This window comes from Limnospira platensis NIES-39, from assembly GCF_026000695.1.
In the GTDB taxonomy this organism is placed as follows: Bacteria; Cyanobacteriota; Cyanobacteriia; order Cyanobacteriales; family Microcoleaceae; genus Limnospira; species Limnospira platensis.
The window spans coordinates 5,579,568-5,597,516 of sequence record NZ_AP026945.1 but is presented as its reverse complement, the minus strand read 5'-3'; the positions used below and the strand labels follow the sequence as shown (position 1 = coordinate 5,597,516).

Here is a 17,949-nt window from a genome sequence, read left to right as displayed (position 1 = left end):
AGCCATGCTTCCCAACAGTCAGCTTAATAAACCCGCCCCCCAAGCGGGTCAAGGCAAGAAAACGGCTGGAGTCGATGGAGTAAGAGTCATCTCTCCAAGGCCAAGGTTTGAGCTTGTTGAGAGCATTAAGGGAAACCTCAAAACAAAACCACTGCGACGGGTGTGGATACCAAAACCTGGAAGGGATGAAAAAAGCTGGAATAGGAATACCCACAATCCAAGATAGAGCAAGGCAAGCCTTGGTTAAGTCGGCTCTCGAACCTGAATGGGAATCGAGATTTGAAAGCACAAGCTATGGGTTCCGTCCAGGACGGTCAGCCCACGATGCAATATCCAGAATCTACCAAAGTATAAACAAAGGAGGTTATTATATACTGGATGCGGACATAGCTAAATGCTCTTACCGTGAACCATGATTACCTACTGTCCAAAATTCATTGTCCAAGCAACCTAAAGAAAGACCTGAAACAATGGCTCAAAGCTGGGGTGCTAGACAACGGTGTATTTGAGGATACAGAATCAGGGACACCTCAAGGAGGGGTAATAAGTCCAATACTCGCCAACATCGCACTGTTGGGCATGGTTAGGCTCATAAAAACAATGTATCCCAAGAAAGCAAACAGAGCACAAGCTACTGTTATAAGATACGCTGATGACTTTGTTGTGATATCCCCATCACTAGAAATCATTGAACAGTGCAAAACTGCTATTTCCGAGTGGCTAAAACCTGTAGGACTAGAAATTAAACCTGAAAAGACTCGAATTTGCCACACACTCAATCCCATTGAGTACAACGGCAAGACTGAGGAACCTGGGTTTGATTTTTTAGGATTCAATGTTAGGCAATATCCGGTAGGAAAATATAAATCTGGGAAAAGTCAAAAAAGGTTCAAAACCCACATCAAACCCAGCAATAAAGCAGTTAAAGCTCATACAGAAGTAATTAAGGGTGTAATAAAACAACATAAAACAGCACCCCAATCAGCTCTGATAAGCAAACTAAACCCAAGTATAAAGGGATGGTCAAACTACTACTCAGGGGTAGTCTCATCTGAGACCTTCAATAAACTGGATAACATAGTCTGGTTAATGTTACGGGCATGGACAGTATCAAGATGCAGAAAGGCAAACTACGAGAAGCTAGGAAACTACTTCCAACAAGGAACGGTTAAACTTAGCAATGGGAAAGAAAGACATGAATCTTGGTTATTCAAGACTAAAGATGGATTTCAACTATGGAAACATAATTGGACTCCGATTGTCAGACATACCACAATACGCCCTGATGCAACACCATACGACGGAAACTGGACTTACTGGGCAACCAGAAAAGGACAAGCAATCGACACGCCAATTAGGGTAGCAAAACTACTCAAAAAGCAAAAAGGCAAGTGTACCTGGTGTGGGCAATACTTTACCCCATCAGACCTAATTGAAGTAGACCACATTGTACCTCGAAGCCTCGCTGGAAAGGATGAATACAAAAATCTTCAGCTATTACACCGCCACACCCGCGACGATAAGACGGCACTTGACAAGGCCAACGCTGTGTCCTTAACAATGGAGCAGTCAGACTAGGAGCCGTATGATGGGAAACTATCAAGTACGGTTCTGAATGGGAGGGAATGGAGGCGACCCCATTTTCGACCCCTAATTGGAAATTATGATATTATCTTAGATTTAAGAAATCCACTACCTTTTCCAGATGAAAGCGTTGCTGAAATATACTCTTCTCATGTCTTGGAACATTTTTTATACCCTTACCAAATGGGAGAAATTCTAAAAGAATGTTACCGGATTTTGAAAAAAGGAGGAATTTTTCGAGTATGCGTACCTAATTCTCGAATATATATTGAAGCATACCTTAATCCCGAAAATTTTGATTCGGAAAGATACTGTCAATACAAACCTGCGTATGATTATAAATCTCCGATAGATTATATAAATTATATTGCTTACATGGCAGGTCATCATTATCATATGTTTGATGAAAGTAATTTAATATGTGTTTTCTCTCAAGCAGGATTTGATCATGTGAAATTGCGAGATTTTGATCCGAGTATTGACCTTGAAAGTCGAAGAGATGGTTCGATTTATGCAATCGCTGAGAAAACTTCCAGCTTTTGTTTAAGCTCACAGGAAATTTCTAATTTATCTAGTTTTAATCTTAGTCAAATTAACTATATTATTTTTCCTGACTGGAATCAACCAGAAGAGCAAATTAGTTTACAACTACAACAAATAATTAAGGCTTTAGCAAATCATCCAGAAAACGAAAAAATTACTTTAGTAATTTACACTTCGCAATTGGATAGAGAAGACGCAGAGATGTTTTTATCTAGTGTAGCCATGAACTTATTCATGGAAAATAACTTAGATATCAATGATAATCTGAATATATCCCTAGTTCCTGAATTGCCAGCTTGGCAATGGCAGTCTTTATTGGAACAAATTTATGGTAGAATCGTTTTGAATAATGAAGATGAAGTCGCTTTAAAATCATTGCCAAATTGCAAATAATTAATAAACTACAAAATAAACAACTTAATTATATCTGAGGAAGTAAAGCAAGTCTATATGAATAATCCTAATGAAAAATTAAATCTAGCAAATCAAGATTTTAATAATCAGCAATTTTACCAAGCTGCGGATTTAGATCAAGAAATAATACAAGATAATCCTCAATTGAAACAGCAAGGTTTATCTATTCGATTGGCGCACTGTCTAGTCTTATCCGGAAACTGGTCAATGATATCAGGAAATTTAACTCCAGGTACTAATTATTTAGATGTTTCTGGTTGGTTAAATTCTCTCTTCCAAGGTAAACCAGTTAATGCAGAAAATCAACCTATTCCTTGGTATACTTATCCAGCAATAGAATTTTTAGAAGATAAGATTAACAGTGATTCTCTAGTATTTGAATTTGGCGGAGGTCAATCTACTTTATGGTGGTCAAATAGAGTTAAACAAGTAATATCTATTGAAAGTGATGAAGGTTGGTTTAACCAAATTTATCAACCAATGCCTGAAAATGTACAATTGAATTTAGAATCAGATGAACAAAAATATGCTGATTTCATCCTGCAATATCCAGATAAGTATTTTGATATAATTATTGTTGATGGTATTAACCGTAATCTTTGTTTAGAAAATAGTTTAAGGAAAATCAAAGAAAATGGATTATTGATTTTTGATAACATAGACGATCATCGCTATGATTCATCAATTAAATTACTAGCTTCTGAAGGTTATAAAAAAATTGATTTTTGGGGTTTAATTCCTGGATATATTTATAAGAATTGTACTTCCTTATTTTTTAAATCCACAGAAATATGAAATATTAATTCCTTACCTAGTGATAAAAAATCATTTTTAGGTAAATCTTGTATGCAAATTACTAGCCCCAAAATTACAACCATGGTGCGAGACGTTTAGGAGTCAAATAAGGCTGCAATGCATGAAATAACCTCCTAGTGGGACTTTCACCCCTTGGTGAAATATAAGGGACTCGTACCCTGACCATCCCATAACTGTTTATATGTCCCAACGTTTGGTATAGAAATATACAAAACAAGGCAGGGAACTCAAGGTCAAAACGCCAAACTGGAAATATTAATGATTCCTTAACAATTGCGTTGAGAGTAACGGCGATGTGCGAGACGTTTAGGAGTGAAATAGGGCTGCAATGCCTTAAATAACCTCCTAGTGGGACTTCCACCCCTTGGTGGAATATAAGGGATTCGCACCCCTGACCATCCCATAACTATCTATGTGTCTCAACATCTGGCTTCGACAACCAGATAAGGCAGAGAGACTCAAGGTCAAGACTGAGCGAAAAAAAGAGGGGAGTTGTGAACCCCTTGAGTATAACGTAAGGTTGAGAGTAACGGCGATAGCCACCCCCAGTTTTGGGAATCATAACCCCAGGATTGAAGCGGGGAACGGAAGACGTGAAGTAGAACCTACTACCAGAGGCGACCACTGCCAACCATCCATGATTAGGGAAACCGAATGTCCGGCTTGAACCATCGTAATACTCTAGTAGCGAAATAGGTTGATACGCTGCGATCAAAAGAGCACGGGGAAAAGAAGGGGTATATTACCACCACCTTCACAGACCTTTAAAGTACCCCGGTGGATAGGACGAATCTAAAGATGGAATGCCCGCATAGATGGAACGTTTAAACCCCTCATTGGCTCTCAAGTGGCAGGATGTACTTGTGGAGTAGCGAAAAGTGTAAGCGTATGCCTTTAAGGGAAAAGGATGTGACTGAAAGCTAATGCCTAACTGTAATGGTTAGGATATGCCCACTAGTCACGGTGTGGATATAGAGACCACAACAACTAAGAGTGTTATGACGAAAACGAGTTAATGACTACGTGTGTATATAGCTCCGAAAGTTGAGGTCATAAAGCAGGGGGTTGTAGCCCTGTTCCCACTGACAAAGGGGTATTCACATCAGGAGCCGTATGAGATGAAAGTCTCAAGTACGGTTTTGAAGTGGAGTCGGGGAAGGTGACTTCCCTTTCGACCATAACAGCCACCCCCAGTTTTGGGAATCATAGCCCCAGGATTGAATCGGGGAACGGAAGGCGTGAAGTAGAACCTACTACCAAATGCGACCACTGCCAACCATCCATGATTAGGGAAACCGAATGTCCGGCTTGAACCATCGTAATGATTTAGCAGCGAAACAGGTTGATACGCTGCGTTCAAAAGAGCAAGGGGAAAAGTAGGGTAATCATGACATCACCTACACAGACTTTTAAAAGTACCCCGGTGGATAGGACAAATCTAAAGATGGAATGCCCGTATAAACGGAACGTTTAAACCCCTTTTAGGCTCTCAAGTGGCAGGATGTACCTGCACAGTAGTGAAAAGTGTAAGCGTATACCTTTAAGGGGAAAGGATGTGACTGAAAGCCAATGCCTAACTGTAATGGTTAGGATATGCCCACTAGTCACGGTGTGGATATAGAGACCGCGACAAGTAAGAGTTTTTATGACGAAAGCGAGTTTAAAGACTACGTGTTGTATTTAGCTCCCAAAGTTGAGGTTACAAAGCGGGGGGTTGTAGCCCTGTTCCTACTGACAATAGGGTATCTACATCAGGAGCCGTGTGCAGGGAAACTCGCAAGCACGGTTTGGAATTGGAGTTGGGGAAGGTGACTTCTCTTTCGACCATAACAGTGTGTGGCAAATTCGAGTTTTTTCAGGTTTAATTTCTAATCCTACAGGTTTTAACCATTCAGAAATTGCAGTTTTGCACTGTTCAATGATTTTTAGGTCTTTGGATATAACCACAAAATCATCGGCATATCTTATAAGGTTTACCTGGACGGCTGTTCCTTTATTTGGATACCTTTCCTTAACTAGCCTTTCCATTCCCAACAGTGCGATGTTGGCTAGTAGTGGGCTTATTACCCCTCCTTGAGGTGTCCCTGCTTTTGTATCCTCAAATATGCCGTTATCCAAAACACCCGCTTTAAGCCATTGTTTCAGGTCTCTCTTCCGGCTGCTCGGACAATGAATTTTGGACAGTAGGTAATCATGGTTCACGGTAAGAGCATTTCGCTATGTGTTAGGGGTCGAGAATGGAGTCACCACCATCCCCTCCCATTCAGAACCATACGTGAAAGTTTCCCTTCATACGGCTCCTGGTGTGGATACCCTGTTTTGTCCAAGGAGCAGAATCAACAGACCTGCTTTTTACTTCGATGTTCAGAGCTATATGCAGCACGTAGTCTTTCAACTCGTCCTCGCCATTATACTCTTACTGACCGCAGTATCTATATCCACACCGTGACAATTGGGCATATCCCAACCATGACAATTGGGCTTTAGCTTCTGGTCACATCCTTCACCCTCTAAGCATGCGCTTACATTTTTCACTACTGCCTTGTGAATTGCATTACTCACTTGTTTATGGGCAGAGCATTAGAGGGGTTACAACGTTCCGATTATATGGGCATTCCATCGTTAGATTTGTCCTATCGACCGGGGTACTTCTAAAGGTCTGTGTGGGTAGAATGCAGAATCCCCCACTTTTCCCCTTGCCCTTTTGGGCGCAGCGTGTCAACCTATTTCGCTGCTCGTGCTTTACGATGGTTCAAGTCGGACATTCGGTCTTCCTAATCATAGATGGTTGGCAGTGGTCGCGTCTTGGTAGTAGGTTCTACCTCACGCCTTCCGTTCCCCGCTTCTATCCTGGAGTTATGATTTCCAAAACTGGGGGTGGCTATCGCCGTTACTCTCTACTCCCTGATTTCTCAGTTCGTTTATGACCTTGAGTTCCCTGCCTTGCTTAGTTACCTAAGCGTCGGGACATATAATCAGTTATGAGGATGCTCAGGAGAGGTCTCCTTATATCCAGATTCGGAGCTGGAATCCTCACCGGGTAGTTATTTCGGGCATTTCAGCCCTATTTCATACCCGAACGTCTCGCACCTGCATCAAGTACATAGTATTGTCCTTGATTTATGGCAGTGTAAATTCTACCAATTGCGTCCTGGGCTGACCGTCCGGGACGGAACCCATAGCTAGTACCCTCAAATCTTGACTCCCATTCGGGCTCAAGTGCCGACTTAACCAAGGCTTGCCTTGCTCTATCTTGGATTGTGGGAATTCCTATTCCAGCTTTTTTCATCCCTGCCAGGTTTTGGTATCCACACCCGTCGCAGTGGTTTTGCTTTGAGGTTTCCCTTAATGTTCTTAACAAGCTCAAACCTTTGTCTTGGAGAGATTACTCTTACTCCATCAACGCCGGCTGTTTTCTTGCCTTGATTATCCTGGGTCACTCGCCGTACTGCTAAGAGTCGAGCATAGTATGATTTCACCAATAGACGTTGCAACCTTCTAACCTTTGCATCCTGTCCCGATTTAGCCGCTTGAAATATACTCTTTTGGAGCTTGAAAACTTTCCGCTGAACCTTAGTCCATGGGATTGCCTTCCATGCGTTGTTCGTAGTCTTGATTGGTTTGGGCTTGCCAAATCCTTTCTTTAAACTCGCTATCGCCATATGTACACCTACTAGGCTCTATTTCTTACAATCAAACCGTGACCCGTTAGCATATCCCTACCATTACAGTCGGGCATTGGCTTCTGGTCACATCTCACCCCCTAATGGGCTTGCGCTTACACTTTCACTACTGACTCTCTCGACCAGATTGTCAGAGCCTAGAAGGGGTTAAAACGTTCCGTTTATATGGGCATTCCATCTTTAGACTTGTCCTTTCCACCGGGGTACTTTTAAAGGTCTGTGTAGGTGATGACATAATTACCCTACTTTTCCCCTTACTCTTTTGAGCGCAGCGTATCAACCTATTTCGCTACTTATTATTTACGATGGTTCAATTGGGAACATTCAGATTTCCTTAGTCATGGATGGTTGGCAGTGGTCGTTTTTGGTAGTAGGTTCTACTTCACGCCTTCCGTTCCCCGCTTCTATCCCAGGGTTGTGAATCCTGAAACTGGGGGTGGCTATCGCCGTTACTCTTTCCCACAATCGCCCAAGTGGTTTTAATCCTCCATGTTGTATAATTGAGTATTGCGATTTTCTTTGTGGGATTGACCTTGAGTTCCCTGCCTTGCTTTCGCTTTGGGACATATAAACAGTTATGAGGATGGTCAGGAGTGCGCTCCTTATATTCAACCAAGGGTTGAAGTCCTCACCAGGCGGTTATTTCGGGTATTGCAACCCTATTTCATGCCTGAACGTCTCGCACCAAACAAAATAGTATAACATAAAAATCCGTCCTAGAAGGACGGGGCTTTAGACCCCAGCAATTCTCATTTTGGAAATTCAACTGCTATCGGGTGGGATGTCTAACTCGAGACCCTCAAGCATAAAGGTCAGAAGGTGGTCCCAACTGTCGAAGTACAGTCTGGGTAAGCGCACGCAAATCATTAAAGAAGGTTTGGCGCTTCGGTAAGTGCGCTCGTAGCAACTGGTACTTGTTATCGAGCAACTCCTGCAGGGTGTGGAAGAGCAGCGAGAGGATGTTGATGGTCCGGAGCAAGGAAGAAAGATGCTGCTTGCCATGGCCAAAATTGTGTTCGAGATGGTAGCCCTTGGTCTTGAGAGTGTTGTTGTTCTCATTCTCAACTTTCCAACGAGTCCGCCCGGCCCGAACCACCTCGGCTACATTCTCATCGCTGAGAGGATAATTCGTGGCCAAGGAGTTGTGATAGGTTACCTGGCCATCAGCGGTGGTGACAGTAAGTTCGCACCAGTTAACCAACAGCGCCTCATCGCTATCTTTGAGGGGGACTCCGTTGAGATAGCGGTAGGTATAGGTTTTCTCGACTTTACCAGTCCACTTCTTGGTCGTGAGGGTCGGGAGTTCGATGCCCTCTAGGTGTTCATAGAGGGTAGTATGAGACTCGGGGCGACAGACGACGATGAAGTTAAGTTGCTGCTCTAAAAACTGCTGACACAACGGTTGGTGGCAATAGAGGTCATCCCCTCAAACCGTGACATTCAAAGCCCTCAAGCATTGTTCTTGCCTCGATAGCCAGCGTTTGGCGGCGGCATTCTCACAGTCTTGCTTATCATGACCATCTTGGGGCACGATAAATTCGGGGACTAAGGGAATCACATGATTCTGTCCCGGACAGACGATGACTGGAGTGACAACACTATGGAAGTAATGGGTTTTTCCTGACTTCTGGGTGCGCGTTGAACAGTGGGGACAGTGAATTTGGTCGGAACTGAAGTATTCGGTGCCATCCAACGCGACTAATAGACTGTCCCCTAGGCAACGGAAGTCTTCTAACTGCCCCTGGGCTTCCAAGACTTGTAGGATATCCTCAAACACTGGAAACAGGTGCTCTGGGGACACGGCATCTAATAAGTCCCGAATCTGGTTATCACAGGGAATTCGATGAACTCCAAACAGACTTTGGGCATTGCTCTTGCCTTTACTCCCCTCCATCAGACGTTGATAAGCCAGAAACGACGGAGTTTGAGTAAAAAACACACTAAACGCACTTAAAGCGGCATCCTCCATTCCATAGCGGCGATTTTTACCCCGGCGCTTGTCCGGTAGCGATGACAAGCACTGGCGGAAAGAACCGACTAGAGTCTCAAAGCCACCTGGCTTTTTCAACGGCTCTGGCGCTCCTGGGTTTCTTAGATGTCATTACGATACAGGGATGCTGGGGACTTGAACAGGTTTTCGCCAAAATGAGAATTGCTGTTTAGACCCAGGATCTTTGGTAAATGGGGCGACATTGTTATGATAAAATGCGAGCAGGCTCTGTGTAATGCTGACTGGAACATCCCGATTGTGGGTCTGCCACTTATGTCATATAAAAGAAAAACATCAATTGCTACCTTGGCGTTGGTCTGTATCCTTGATCTCGCTCCTAAGTCTTTGGCGACTTCTAGGTTGGTCTCTGCTCAATTATATCCAAATCGTTCGAGAACGGCTTTGACCTCGACTGGGTTGGCGACCAATGAAGTGGTTTTATCTCAGGCTGAACCTTTATCGGAGAGTTCAGAGGGAAGGTCTGTAGAATCAGCACCTAGTAGGACTGACCCCGCAGGACTGGTGGCTGCTTCATCGTCGGGACAGTTTCTCCTGTGGTTATTAATACTATTATCTATTGCTGTCTTAATTGCTTTTCTGCTCTGGAGAAAGCGCGATCGCTATTTGAGGTCAGCACAGGCTAAAACTGAGGGTTTAGGACAATCCCTTCAACCTGAACCAACCCCGGATTTAGCATCAACAACCTTATCGCAGATGTCAAAGGATACATCTACAACGCTAGCATTACATGAATCGGCAAAAACTTCTATATCCTCTGATACTAAACCTGAAGAAACATCAACGCTTATTTATCCAGAACTATCAGCCAAAACTTTCGATTTCCAAACAGTCTCAGAAACTGTCTCCCAATCCGAGGTGGTGGAAGATGTGGAAACTGAGGAGAGTTACCAGGTAGCAGATATTGGGGATTCGGATTCGGAAAGGGTCTCCCAATCCGAGGTGGTGGAAGATGCGGAAACTGAGGAGAGTTACCAGGTAGCAGATATTGGGGATTCGGATTCGGAAAGGGTCTCCCAATCCGAGGTGGTGGAAGATGCGGAAACTGAGGAGAGTGAGGAGAGTTACCAGGTAGCAGATATTGGGGATTCGGATTCGGAAAGGGTCTCCCAATCCGAGGTGGTGGAAGATGCGGAAACTGAGGAGAGTTACCAGGTAGCAGATATTGGGGATTCGGATTCGGAAAGGGTCTCCCAATCCGAGGTGGTGGAAGATGCGGAAACTGAGGAGAGTGAGGAGAGTTACCAGGTAGCAGATATTGGGGATTCGGATTCGGAAAGGGTCTCCCAATCCGAGGTGGTGGAAGATGTGGAAACTGAGGATAGTGAGGAGAGTTACCAGGTAGCAGATATTGGGGATTCGGATTCGGAAAGGGTCTCCCAATCCGAGGTGGTGGAAGATGCGGAAACTGAGGAGAGTGAGGAGAGTTACCAGGTAGCAGATATTGGGGATTCGGATTCGGAAAGGGTCTCCCAATCCGAGGTGGTGGAAGATGCGGAAACTGAGGAGAGTTACCAGGTAGCAGATATTGGGGATTCGGATTCGGAAAGGGTCTCCCAATCCGAGGTGGTGGAAGATGCGGAAACTGAGGAGAGTTACCAGGTAGCAGATATTGGGGATTCGGATTCGGAAAGGGTCTCCCAATCCGAGGTGGTGGAAGATGTGGAAACTGAGGAGAGTTACCAGGTAGCAGATATTGGGGATTCGGATTCGGAAAGGGTCTCCCAATCCGAGGTGGTGGAAGATGTGGAAACTGAGGAGAGTTACCAGGTAGCAGATATTGGGGATTCGGATTCGGAAAGGGTCTCCCAATCCGAGGTGGTGGAAGATGCGGAAACTGAGGAGAGTGAGGAGAGTTACCAGGTAGCAGATATTGGGGATTCGGATTCGGAAAGGGTCTCCCAATCCGAGGTGGTGGAAGATGCGGAAACTGAGGAGAGTTACCAGGTAGCAGATATTGGGGATTCGGATTCGGAAAGGGTCTCCCAATCCGAGGTGGTGGAAGATGTGGAAACTGAGGAGAGTTACCAGGTAGCAGATATTGGGGATTCGGATTCGGAAAGGGTCTCCCAATCCGAGGTGGTGGAAGATGTGGAAACTGAGGAGAGTTACCAGGTAGCAGATATTGGGGATTCGGATTCGGAAAGGGTCTCCCAATCCGAGGTGGTGGAAGATGCGGAAACTCAGGAGAGTGAGGAGAGTTACCAGGTAGCAGATATTGGGGATTCGGATTCGGAAAGGGTCTCCCAATCCGAGGTGGTGGAAGATGCGGAAACTCAGGAGAGTGAGGAGAGTTACCAGGTAGCAGATATTGGGGATTCGGATTCGGAAAGGGTCTCCCAATCCGAGGTGGTGGAAGATGCGGAAACTCAGGAGAGTGAGGAGAGTTACCAGGTAGCAGATATTGGGGATTCGGATTCGGAAAGGGTCTCCCAATCCGAGGTGGTGGAAGATGCGGAAACTCAGGAGAGTGAGGAGAGTTACCAGGTAGCAGATATTGAGTTGGAGGAAGTTATCTCCCAATCCGAGGTGGTGGAAGATGCGGAAACTGAGGAGAGTTACCAGGTAGCAGATATTGGGGATTCGGATTCGGAAAGGGTCTCCCAATCCGAGGTGGTGGAAGATGTGGAAACTGAGGAGAGTTACCAGGTAGCAGATATTGGGGATTCGGATTCGGAAAGGGTCTCCCAATCCGAGGTGGTGGAAGATGCGGAAACTCAGGAGAGTGAGGAGAGTTACCAGGTAGCAGATATTGGGGATTCGGATTCGGAAAGGGTCTCCCAATCCGAGGTGGTGGAAGATGCGGAAACTCAGGAGAGTGAGGAGAGTTACCAGGTAGCAGATATTGAGTTGGAGGAAGTTATCTCCCAATCCGAGGTGGTGGAAGATGTGGAAACTGAGGAGAGTTACCAGGTAGCAGATATTGGGGATTCGGATTCGGAAAGGGTCTCCCAATCCGAGGTGGTGGAAGATGTGGAAACTGAGGAGAGTTACCAGGTAGCAGATATTGGGGATTCGGATTCGGAAAGGGTCTCCCAATCCGAGGTGGTGGAAGATGTGGAAACTGAGGAGAGTGAGGAGAGTTACCAGGTAGCAGATATTGGGGATTCGGATTCGGAAAGGGTCTCCCAATCCGAGGTGGTGGAAGATGCGGAAACTGAGGAGAGTTACCAGGTAGCAGATATTGGGGATTCGGATTCGGAAAGGGTCTCCCAATCCGAGGTGGTGGAAGATGTGGAAACTGAGGAGAGTTACCAGGTAGCAGATATTGGGGATTCGGATTCGGAAAGGGTCTCCCAATCCGAGGTGGTGGAAGATGCGGAAACTCAGGAGAGTGAGGAGAGTTACCAGGTAGCAGATATTGGGGATTCGGATTCGGAAAGGGTCTCCCAATCCGAGGTGGTGGAAGATGCGGAAACTCAGGAGAGTGAGGAGAGTTACCAGGTAGCAGATATTGGGGATTCGGATTCGGAAAGGGTCTCCCAATCCGAGGTGGTGGAAGATGCGGAAACTCAGGAGAGTGAGGAGAGTTACCAGGTAGCAGATATTGAGTTGGAGGAAGTTATCTCCCAATCCGAGGTGGTGGAAGATGTGGAAACTGAGGAGAGTTACCAGGTAGCAGATATTGGGGATTCGGATTCGGAAAGGGTCTCCCAATCCGAGGTGGTGGAAGATGCGGAAACTCAGGAGAGTGAGGAGAGTTACCAGGTAGCAGATATTGGGGATTCGGATTCGGAAAGGGTCTCCCAATCCGAGGTGGTGGAAGATGCGGAAACTCAGGAGAGTGAGGAGAGTTACCAGGTAGCAGATATTGGGGATTCGGATTCGGAAAGGGTCTCCCAATCCGAGGTGGTGGAAGATGCGGAAACTGAGGAGAGTTACCAGGTAGCAGATATTGGGGATTCGGATTCGGAAAGGGTCTCCCAATCCGAGGTGGTGGAAGATGCGGAAACTGAGGAGAGTTACCAGGTAGCAGATATTGGGGATTCGGATTCGGAAAGGGTCTCCCAATCCGAGGTGGTGGAAGATGCGGAAACTGAGGAGAGTTACCAGGTAGCAGATATTGGGGATTCGGATTCGGAAAGGGTCTCCCAATCCGAGGTGGTGGAAGATGCGGAAACTGAGGAGAGTGAGGAGAGTTACCAGGTAGCAGATATTGGGGATTCGGATTCGGAAAGGGTCTCCCAATCCGAGGTGGTGGAAGATGCGGAAACTGAGGAGAGTTACCAGGTAGCAGATATTGGGGATTCGGATTCGGAAAGGGTCTCCCAATCCGAGGTGGTGGAAGATGCGGAAACTGAGGAGAGTGAGGAGAGTTACCAGGTAGCAGATATTGGGGATTCGGATTCGGAAAGGGTCTCCCAATCCGAGGTGGTGGAAGATGCGGAAACTCAGGAGAGTGAGGAGAGTTACCAGGTAGCAGATATTGAGTTGGAGGAAGTTATCTCCCAATCCGAGGTGGTGGAAGATGTGGAAACTGAGGAGAGTTACCAGGTAGCAGATATTGGGGATTCGGATTCGGAAAGGGTCTCCCAATCCGAGGTGGTGGAAGATGCGGAAACTCAGGAGAGTGAGGAGAGTTACCAGGTAGCAGATATTGGGGATTCGGATTCGGAAAGGGTCTCCCAATCCGAGGTGGTGGAAGATGCGGAAACTGAGGAGAGTTACCAGGTAGCAGATATTGGGGATTCGGATTCGGAAAGGGTCTCCCAATCCGAGGTGGTGGAAGATGCGGAAACTGAGGAGAGTGAGGAGAGTTACCAGGTAGCAGATATTGGGGATTCGGATTCGGAAAGGGTCTCCCAATCCGAGGTGGTGGAAGATGCGGAAACTGAGGAGAGTTACCAGGTAGCAGATATTGGGGATTCGGATTCGGAAAGGGTCTCCCAATCCGAGGTGGTGGAAGATGCGGAAACTGAGGAGAGTGAGGAGAGTTACCAGGTAGCAGATATTGGGGATTCGGATTCGGAAAGGGTCTCCCAATCCGAGGTGGTGGAAGATGCGGAAACTCAGGAGAGTGAGGAGAGTTACCAGGTAGCAGATATTGGGGATTCGGATTCGGAAAGGGTCTCCCAATCCGAGGTGGTGGAAGATGCGGAAACTCAGGAGAGTGAGGAGAGTTACCAGGTAGCAGATATTGAGTTGGAGGAAGTTATCTCCCAATCCGAGGTGGTGGAAGATGTGGAAACTGAGGAGAGTTACCAGGTAGCAGATATTGGGGATTCGGATTCGGAAAGGGTCTCCCAATCCGAGGTGGTGGAAGATGCGGAAACTCAGGAGGTTTCTGAGGTAGCGGAAATTGAGTTAGGAGATTCCTCCGATGAGGTGTCGGAAAGGGATGGAGAGGCGGATGAGAATTTGAAGCAAGCAACGCTAACAGGTGGTCAAGCATGGGTAGTGGGAGGAGGAGACGATCGCAGTCAGTTAGATGTAGAATCGAAAAAATTTAATGTGGGTCAACATGATGATAGCGACATTATAGGTTTGGATGTGGATGAAGGACTCCCAGACTTACCAGGTGGCTATGATCAGAAATGTATCGTGCTGTTGCCACGAGATCCCAATTGGGCTTATGCTTATTGGGATATTGGTGATGAATATCGAGAACCCTTGCGACAAAAAGGGGGTAAACAACTGGCGCTGCGGGTTTACGATGTGACCTGGATCGATATGGATAAGCAACGTCCCCATAGTATGAAACAATATGAGTGCGATGAGTTAACGCAGGAATGGTATATTCCGGTACCGATGAGCGATCGCGACTATATTGTAGAAATTGGGTATGTGACCGACAGTGGTCATTGGTTGGTGTTGGCGCGTTCAGAATCAGTACATATTCCCCCAGTTTACCCCTGTGACCATTATGGCGATCGCTTTTATACCATTTCCTGGGAAGAAAATCTGCGGGGGAAAAATATATGAGCATCTCCATATCAATTCTAGCAGAATTGGTGCAGTATCAGCCACAGATTAGACCTCAAATATACTTTAAATCTTCCCTAATTGCTCTTTCTCATGCTATGGAAGATCAGGTTTTGGCGGGGTCAGATTCTCCGTTGGTGATTGCTACATTTCAACGAGAAAGGTTTTATCGTCAGGAAGCGCATAGGTATCGTAGAATTGCGGCTTTGACTTCTCAAGTATATGTGATGGCTGCACCAGAAACAGAGTTTAAAAATGCTTCTGATGCTTATGAAACTGTGGCTTTTCCAGCGGAAGATATATTATTGAGTCAGGAATGGAATTTAGTGGTGTTAGGGGAGAATTATGCAAGCTGTCTGGTTTGTATAGAACGTGAGGATTTAGCGGAAAATTCCGAGATGTACGAACAGTTGACGATGGACCCAGCACGTCCCTTTGAAGGTGTGTGGACTTCTAATCGTCTGATTTGTTCCCAAGTGGCGATACTTTTACTAGAAAGAGTGAAGTATTATCGACCGGAAATACAAGGTAAAATTCAAGAGGCTGTTAATGGCTTTAATTTACCTACAAAAATGGTGAAGCCAAGGAAATCTAAAAAACGCGAATCTGGTATAAATCGTAAGGGTAAAGTTGAGCCAGACTTGCAGCTAAATGATCCGTTTGCTCATCGTTTGGTAACTTATTTACAAGCGGGTCAACACAAGTTACTGCGGGTTTATCGATCGCTGGCGGTTCAGGAGTGGAAAGAGCGCTTGGTGAATTCGATTACAGCGGCTATTCGTCAGTCTCTTGACCCGGAAGAAGTTTTGGAAATTGCTACTCGTGAATTTGGGGAAGCAATGCAGGCTCATCGGTGTTTAATTTATCGGTGTAAGTCTACTGATAACAGTGTTGTTATTGAACATGAATATCTGCGATCGTGTCCTGAACAACCGGAGGGAACAGAGGTTAAATCTTTACGGGGGGAGACTTGGTGGCTGGAAAATAACCCTTTATTTCAACAGGTTTTACAGCAACAACGTTATGTGTATTTGGTGGAACCTGGGGAGGTTGATTATGTGACGGATGAGGGGGAGAATATTTTGGATCAACTGGCTGAAAAATGGGAAATTGGCGGCTGGTTGATGGTGCCGATTTTGTCTCAAGGTCGGCTTTTGGGAATGGTGGAATTGCACCAGTGTAATTCGATTTGTCGGAGTTGGGAAGATGATGAGCTGTCTTTGATGGATGCGATCGCTACTCAATTGGCGGCGGCTTTAATTCAGGCGGAAACTCATGCAAATCTTGAGGAATTGAATCGGCAATTGGAAGCGTTAGAAAGGACTCGCAGCAATTTAATTGCGATTACGGGTCATGAATTAAGAACTCCTTTATCTACAATTCAGGTGTGTTTGGAGTCCTTGAGTCAGGAACCAGATATGCCTTTGGAAATGCGAGAGGTGATGTTAGAAACGGCTCAAGCTGACGCAGAACGTCTGCGGAAATTGGTGCAGGATTTTCTGACTTTATCCCATTTAGAAAGTGGTCGAGTGGACTGGAACCCGGAATCTTTGCGATTGGAAGAATGTATTGATTTGGCTATTAGTGGTGTGAGTGCTAGATATGCGGAAAATAAGCCTAAAATTAAGGTAGAAATTAATGATAATTTACCATTAGTTAAAGCTGATGGTGAGTGGTTGGTTGAATTGCTGACGAAGCTGTTAGATAATGCTTGTAAATTTACAGGTTCTGAGGGTAAGGTGACTATTAAGGCTAAATCTAATGGCGATCGAATGTTAGAGGTGACTGTGGCGGATACGGGACGAGGAATTGAGCCTAACCGCTTGGAGGAGGTTTTTGATAGGTTTTATCAGGAGGAGGGTTCCCTACGCCGCACAGTAGGGGGAACAGGTTTAGGGTTAGCAATAGGTAGGCAAATTGTCACGGGTTGGGGAGGCCGTATCTGGGCGGATTCTCCGGGTAAAAATAAAGGCAGTCGGTTCCATTTTACCATTCCTTTGGTGGAAAGTGAGTTAATAATTAATGCTTGATAATTAATAAGTTATAGTTAATTGATTGTGAAGGGAGCGGGATGCTCCCAGTATAATGAGGATTACAGAAATTAGGATGGTAGAATGCGATCGCAATTTTCTAGGGTCAAACCGGAACAGGTGCGCTTAATTAATCCAGTCAATACTTGACCGGGACCGACTTCTATCACTTTTTGAATACCCTGTTCTGAAAGTTGTAAACAAATTTCGCGCCAACGCACGGAACCCGTCATTTGTTTAACCAGACGTTCCTTGAGAATTTCCCCATCAGTAGCGGGGGTCGGGTCTACATTAGACAAAACTGGAACCGTAGCCTGTTGAAAATTAACCAAGTCTAAAACTTGTTGAAATTGGGTAGCAGCCTCAGCCATTAAAGGGGAATGAAAAGCTCCCGATACATTCAATTTAACGGCTCGTTTTACCTTAATTTTACTGAGGAGATTATCAACGGCTTCTGGGGTTCCTGAAATCACGACTTGAGCCGAACTATTATCATTAGCTAAAACCACATTTTCGCTTTGTTCTAGTTGTTGATTAAGTTGTTCAGCATTAAAGCCAATGAGAGCCGCCATTTGTCCCCCTGCCGCCTTATCCATGAGTTCGGCGCGATGTTTAACCAAACGCAAACCCGCTTCAAAATCAAACACTCCAGCCGCATAAAGAGCGACATATTCTCCTAAACTGTGACCCGCGACCAAATCGGGAGTTTTACCCTGTTTTTTGAGAGCATCAACTAGGAGACTTTCGACTACATATAAACAAGGTTGGGTGTAGAGGGTGCGCGACAATTTATCAGCCTCTCCCTGACACAAATCAGGTAGAGACCAACCGAGGATATCAGCAGCTTTATTTAACTTAGGTTGTGCGTCTGGTGAATCAAATAAATCGGCACCCATACCTACAGCCTGTGAACCTTGTCCAGGAAAAACCCATGCAGTTTTAGTCATTA

Annotated in this window: 10 protein-coding genes and 4 pseudogenes; 8 read left to right on the top strand and 6 right to left on the bottom strand. The window is 45.5% G+C overall.

The window, feature by feature from the left end:
- Positions 1–4: 4 nt before the first annotated feature.
- The 5 genes from N39L_RS27180 to N39L_RS27160 all read left to right on the top strand — a co-directional run bounded on the left by N39L_RS27180 (position 5) and on the right by N39L_RS27160 (position 3,336).
- Positions 5–226, top strand: coding sequence for a hypothetical protein (locus tag N39L_RS27180; protein WP_014275071.1), 222 nt, complete (start codon positions 5–7; stop codon positions 224–226).
- A complete protein-coding gene (locus N39L_RS27175; protein WP_014274752.1) occupies positions 186–416 on the top strand; it encodes a reverse transcriptase domain-containing protein in 231 nt (76 codons plus the stop codon). The genes N39L_RS27180 and N39L_RS27175 overlap by 41 nt, the downstream gene beginning before the upstream one ends.
- The gene (locus N39L_RS27170; RefSeq protein ID WP_014276928.1) at positions 406–1,578 is read left to right on the top strand and encodes a group II intron reverse transcriptase; all 1,173 of its coding nucleotides are present in this window, start codon (positions 406–408) and stop codon (positions 1,576–1,578) included. Before N39L_RS27175 ends, N39L_RS27170 begins: the two co-directional genes overlap by 11 nt.
- Before the next feature lie 162 nt (positions 1,579–1,740).
- On the top strand, positions 1,741–2,520 hold the full coding sequence (locus tag N39L_RS27165; RefSeq protein ID WP_434221609.1) for a class I SAM-dependent methyltransferase: 780 nt from the start codon (positions 1,741–1,743) through the stop codon (positions 2,518–2,520).
- Between the two features lie 57 nt (positions 2,521–2,577).
- The gene (locus tag N39L_RS27160; protein ID WP_006616048.1) at positions 2,578–3,336 is read left to right on the top strand and encodes an O-methyltransferase; all 759 of its coding nucleotides are present in this window, start codon (positions 2,578–2,580) and stop codon (positions 3,334–3,336) included.
- Between the two features lie 512 nt (positions 3,337–3,848).
- Here the strand turns inward: N39L_RS27160 and N39L_RS27155 are convergent.
- Positions 3,849–4,029, bottom strand: a pseudogene (locus N39L_RS27155) (hypothetical protein); the annotation flags it as partial.
- A gap of 487 nt (positions 4,030–4,516) precedes the next feature.
- On the opposite strand from N39L_RS27155, the gene N39L_RS27150 reads away from it, so the two are divergent.
- Entirely contained in the window at positions 4,517–4,669 is a 153-nt protein-coding gene (locus N39L_RS27150; protein ID WP_162097048.1) for a hypothetical protein, read from the top strand.
- Positions 4,670–5,187: 518 nt separating this feature from the next.
- On the opposite strand, the pseudogene N39L_RS27145 reads toward N39L_RS27150, so the two are convergent.
- The 4 genes and pseudogenes from N39L_RS27145 to N39L_RS27125 all read right to left on the bottom strand — a co-directional run.
- Positions 5,188–5,559 (bottom strand): annotated as a pseudogene (locus N39L_RS27145) (reverse transcriptase/maturase family protein); the annotation flags it as partial.
- Positions 5,560–6,448: 889 nt separating this feature from the next.
- Positions 6,449–7,019: pseudogene (locus N39L_RS27135) on the bottom strand (reverse transcriptase N-terminal domain-containing protein); the annotation flags it as partial.
- A gap of 345 nt (positions 7,020–7,364) precedes the next feature.
- Positions 7,365–7,607 (bottom strand): hypothetical protein, encoded by a 243-nt coding sequence (locus tag N39L_RS27130; protein ID WP_202070228.1) that lies wholly within the window; start codon positions 7,605–7,607, stop codon positions 7,365–7,367.
- Between the two features lie 232 nt (positions 7,608–7,839).
- A pseudogene (locus tag N39L_RS27125) lies at positions 7,840–9,108 on the bottom strand (ISNCY-like element ISAtsp9 family transposase).
- Positions 9,109–9,303: 195 nt separating this feature from the next.
- Between N39L_RS27125 and N39L_RS27120 the strand changes: the two are divergent.
- Both N39L_RS27120 and N39L_RS27115 read left to right on the top strand, forming a co-directional pair.
- The gene (locus tag N39L_RS27120; RefSeq protein ID WP_035736504.1) at positions 9,304–14,970 is read left to right on the top strand and encodes a DUF4912 domain-containing protein; all 5,667 of its coding nucleotides are present in this window, start codon (positions 9,304–9,306) and stop codon (positions 14,968–14,970) included.
- Positions 14,967–17,000, top strand: coding sequence for a DICT sensory domain-containing protein (locus tag N39L_RS27115; protein WP_006617509.1), 2,034 nt, complete (start codon positions 14,967–14,969; stop codon positions 16,998–17,000). Before N39L_RS27120 ends, N39L_RS27115 begins: the two co-directional genes overlap by 4 nt.
- A gap of 71 nt (positions 17,001–17,071) precedes the next feature.
- Here N39L_RS27115 and fabD read toward each other — a convergent pair whose 3' ends face one another.
- The gene (gene fabD / locus N39L_RS27110) at positions 17,072–17,947 is read right to left on the bottom strand and encodes an ACP S-malonyltransferase (RefSeq protein WP_006617508.1); all 876 of its coding nucleotides are present in this window, start codon (positions 17,945–17,947) and stop codon (positions 17,072–17,074) included.
- Between the last annotated feature and the right edge of the window lie 2 nt (positions 17,948–17,949).

Coding starts and splice junctions, on each gene's coding strand:
- N39L_RS27115 (WP_006617509.1), top strand. CDS start 14,967: ATGAGCATCTCCATATCAATTCTAGCAGAATTGGTGCAGTATCAGCCA.
- N39L_RS27175 (WP_014274752.1), top strand. CDS start 186: ATGAAAAAAGCTGGAATAGGAATACCCACAATCCAAGATAGAGCAAGG.
- N39L_RS27180 (WP_014275071.1), top strand. CDS start 5: ATGCTTCCCAACAGTCAGCTTAATAAACCCGCCCCCCAAGCGGGTCAA.
- N39L_RS27120 (WP_035736504.1), top strand. CDS start 9,304: ATGTCATATAAAAGAAAAACATCAATTGCTACCTTGGCGTTGGTCTGT.
- N39L_RS27130 (WP_202070228.1), bottom strand. CDS start 7,607: ATGTCCCAAAGCGAAAGCAAGGCAGGGAACTCAAGGTCAATCCCACAA.
- N39L_RS27160 (WP_006616048.1), top strand. CDS start 2,578: ATGAATAATCCTAATGAAAAATTAAATCTAGCAAATCAAGATTTTAAT.
- fabD (WP_006617508.1), bottom strand. CDS start 17,947: ATGACTAAAACTGCATGGGTTTTTCCTGGACAAGGTTCACAGGCTGTA.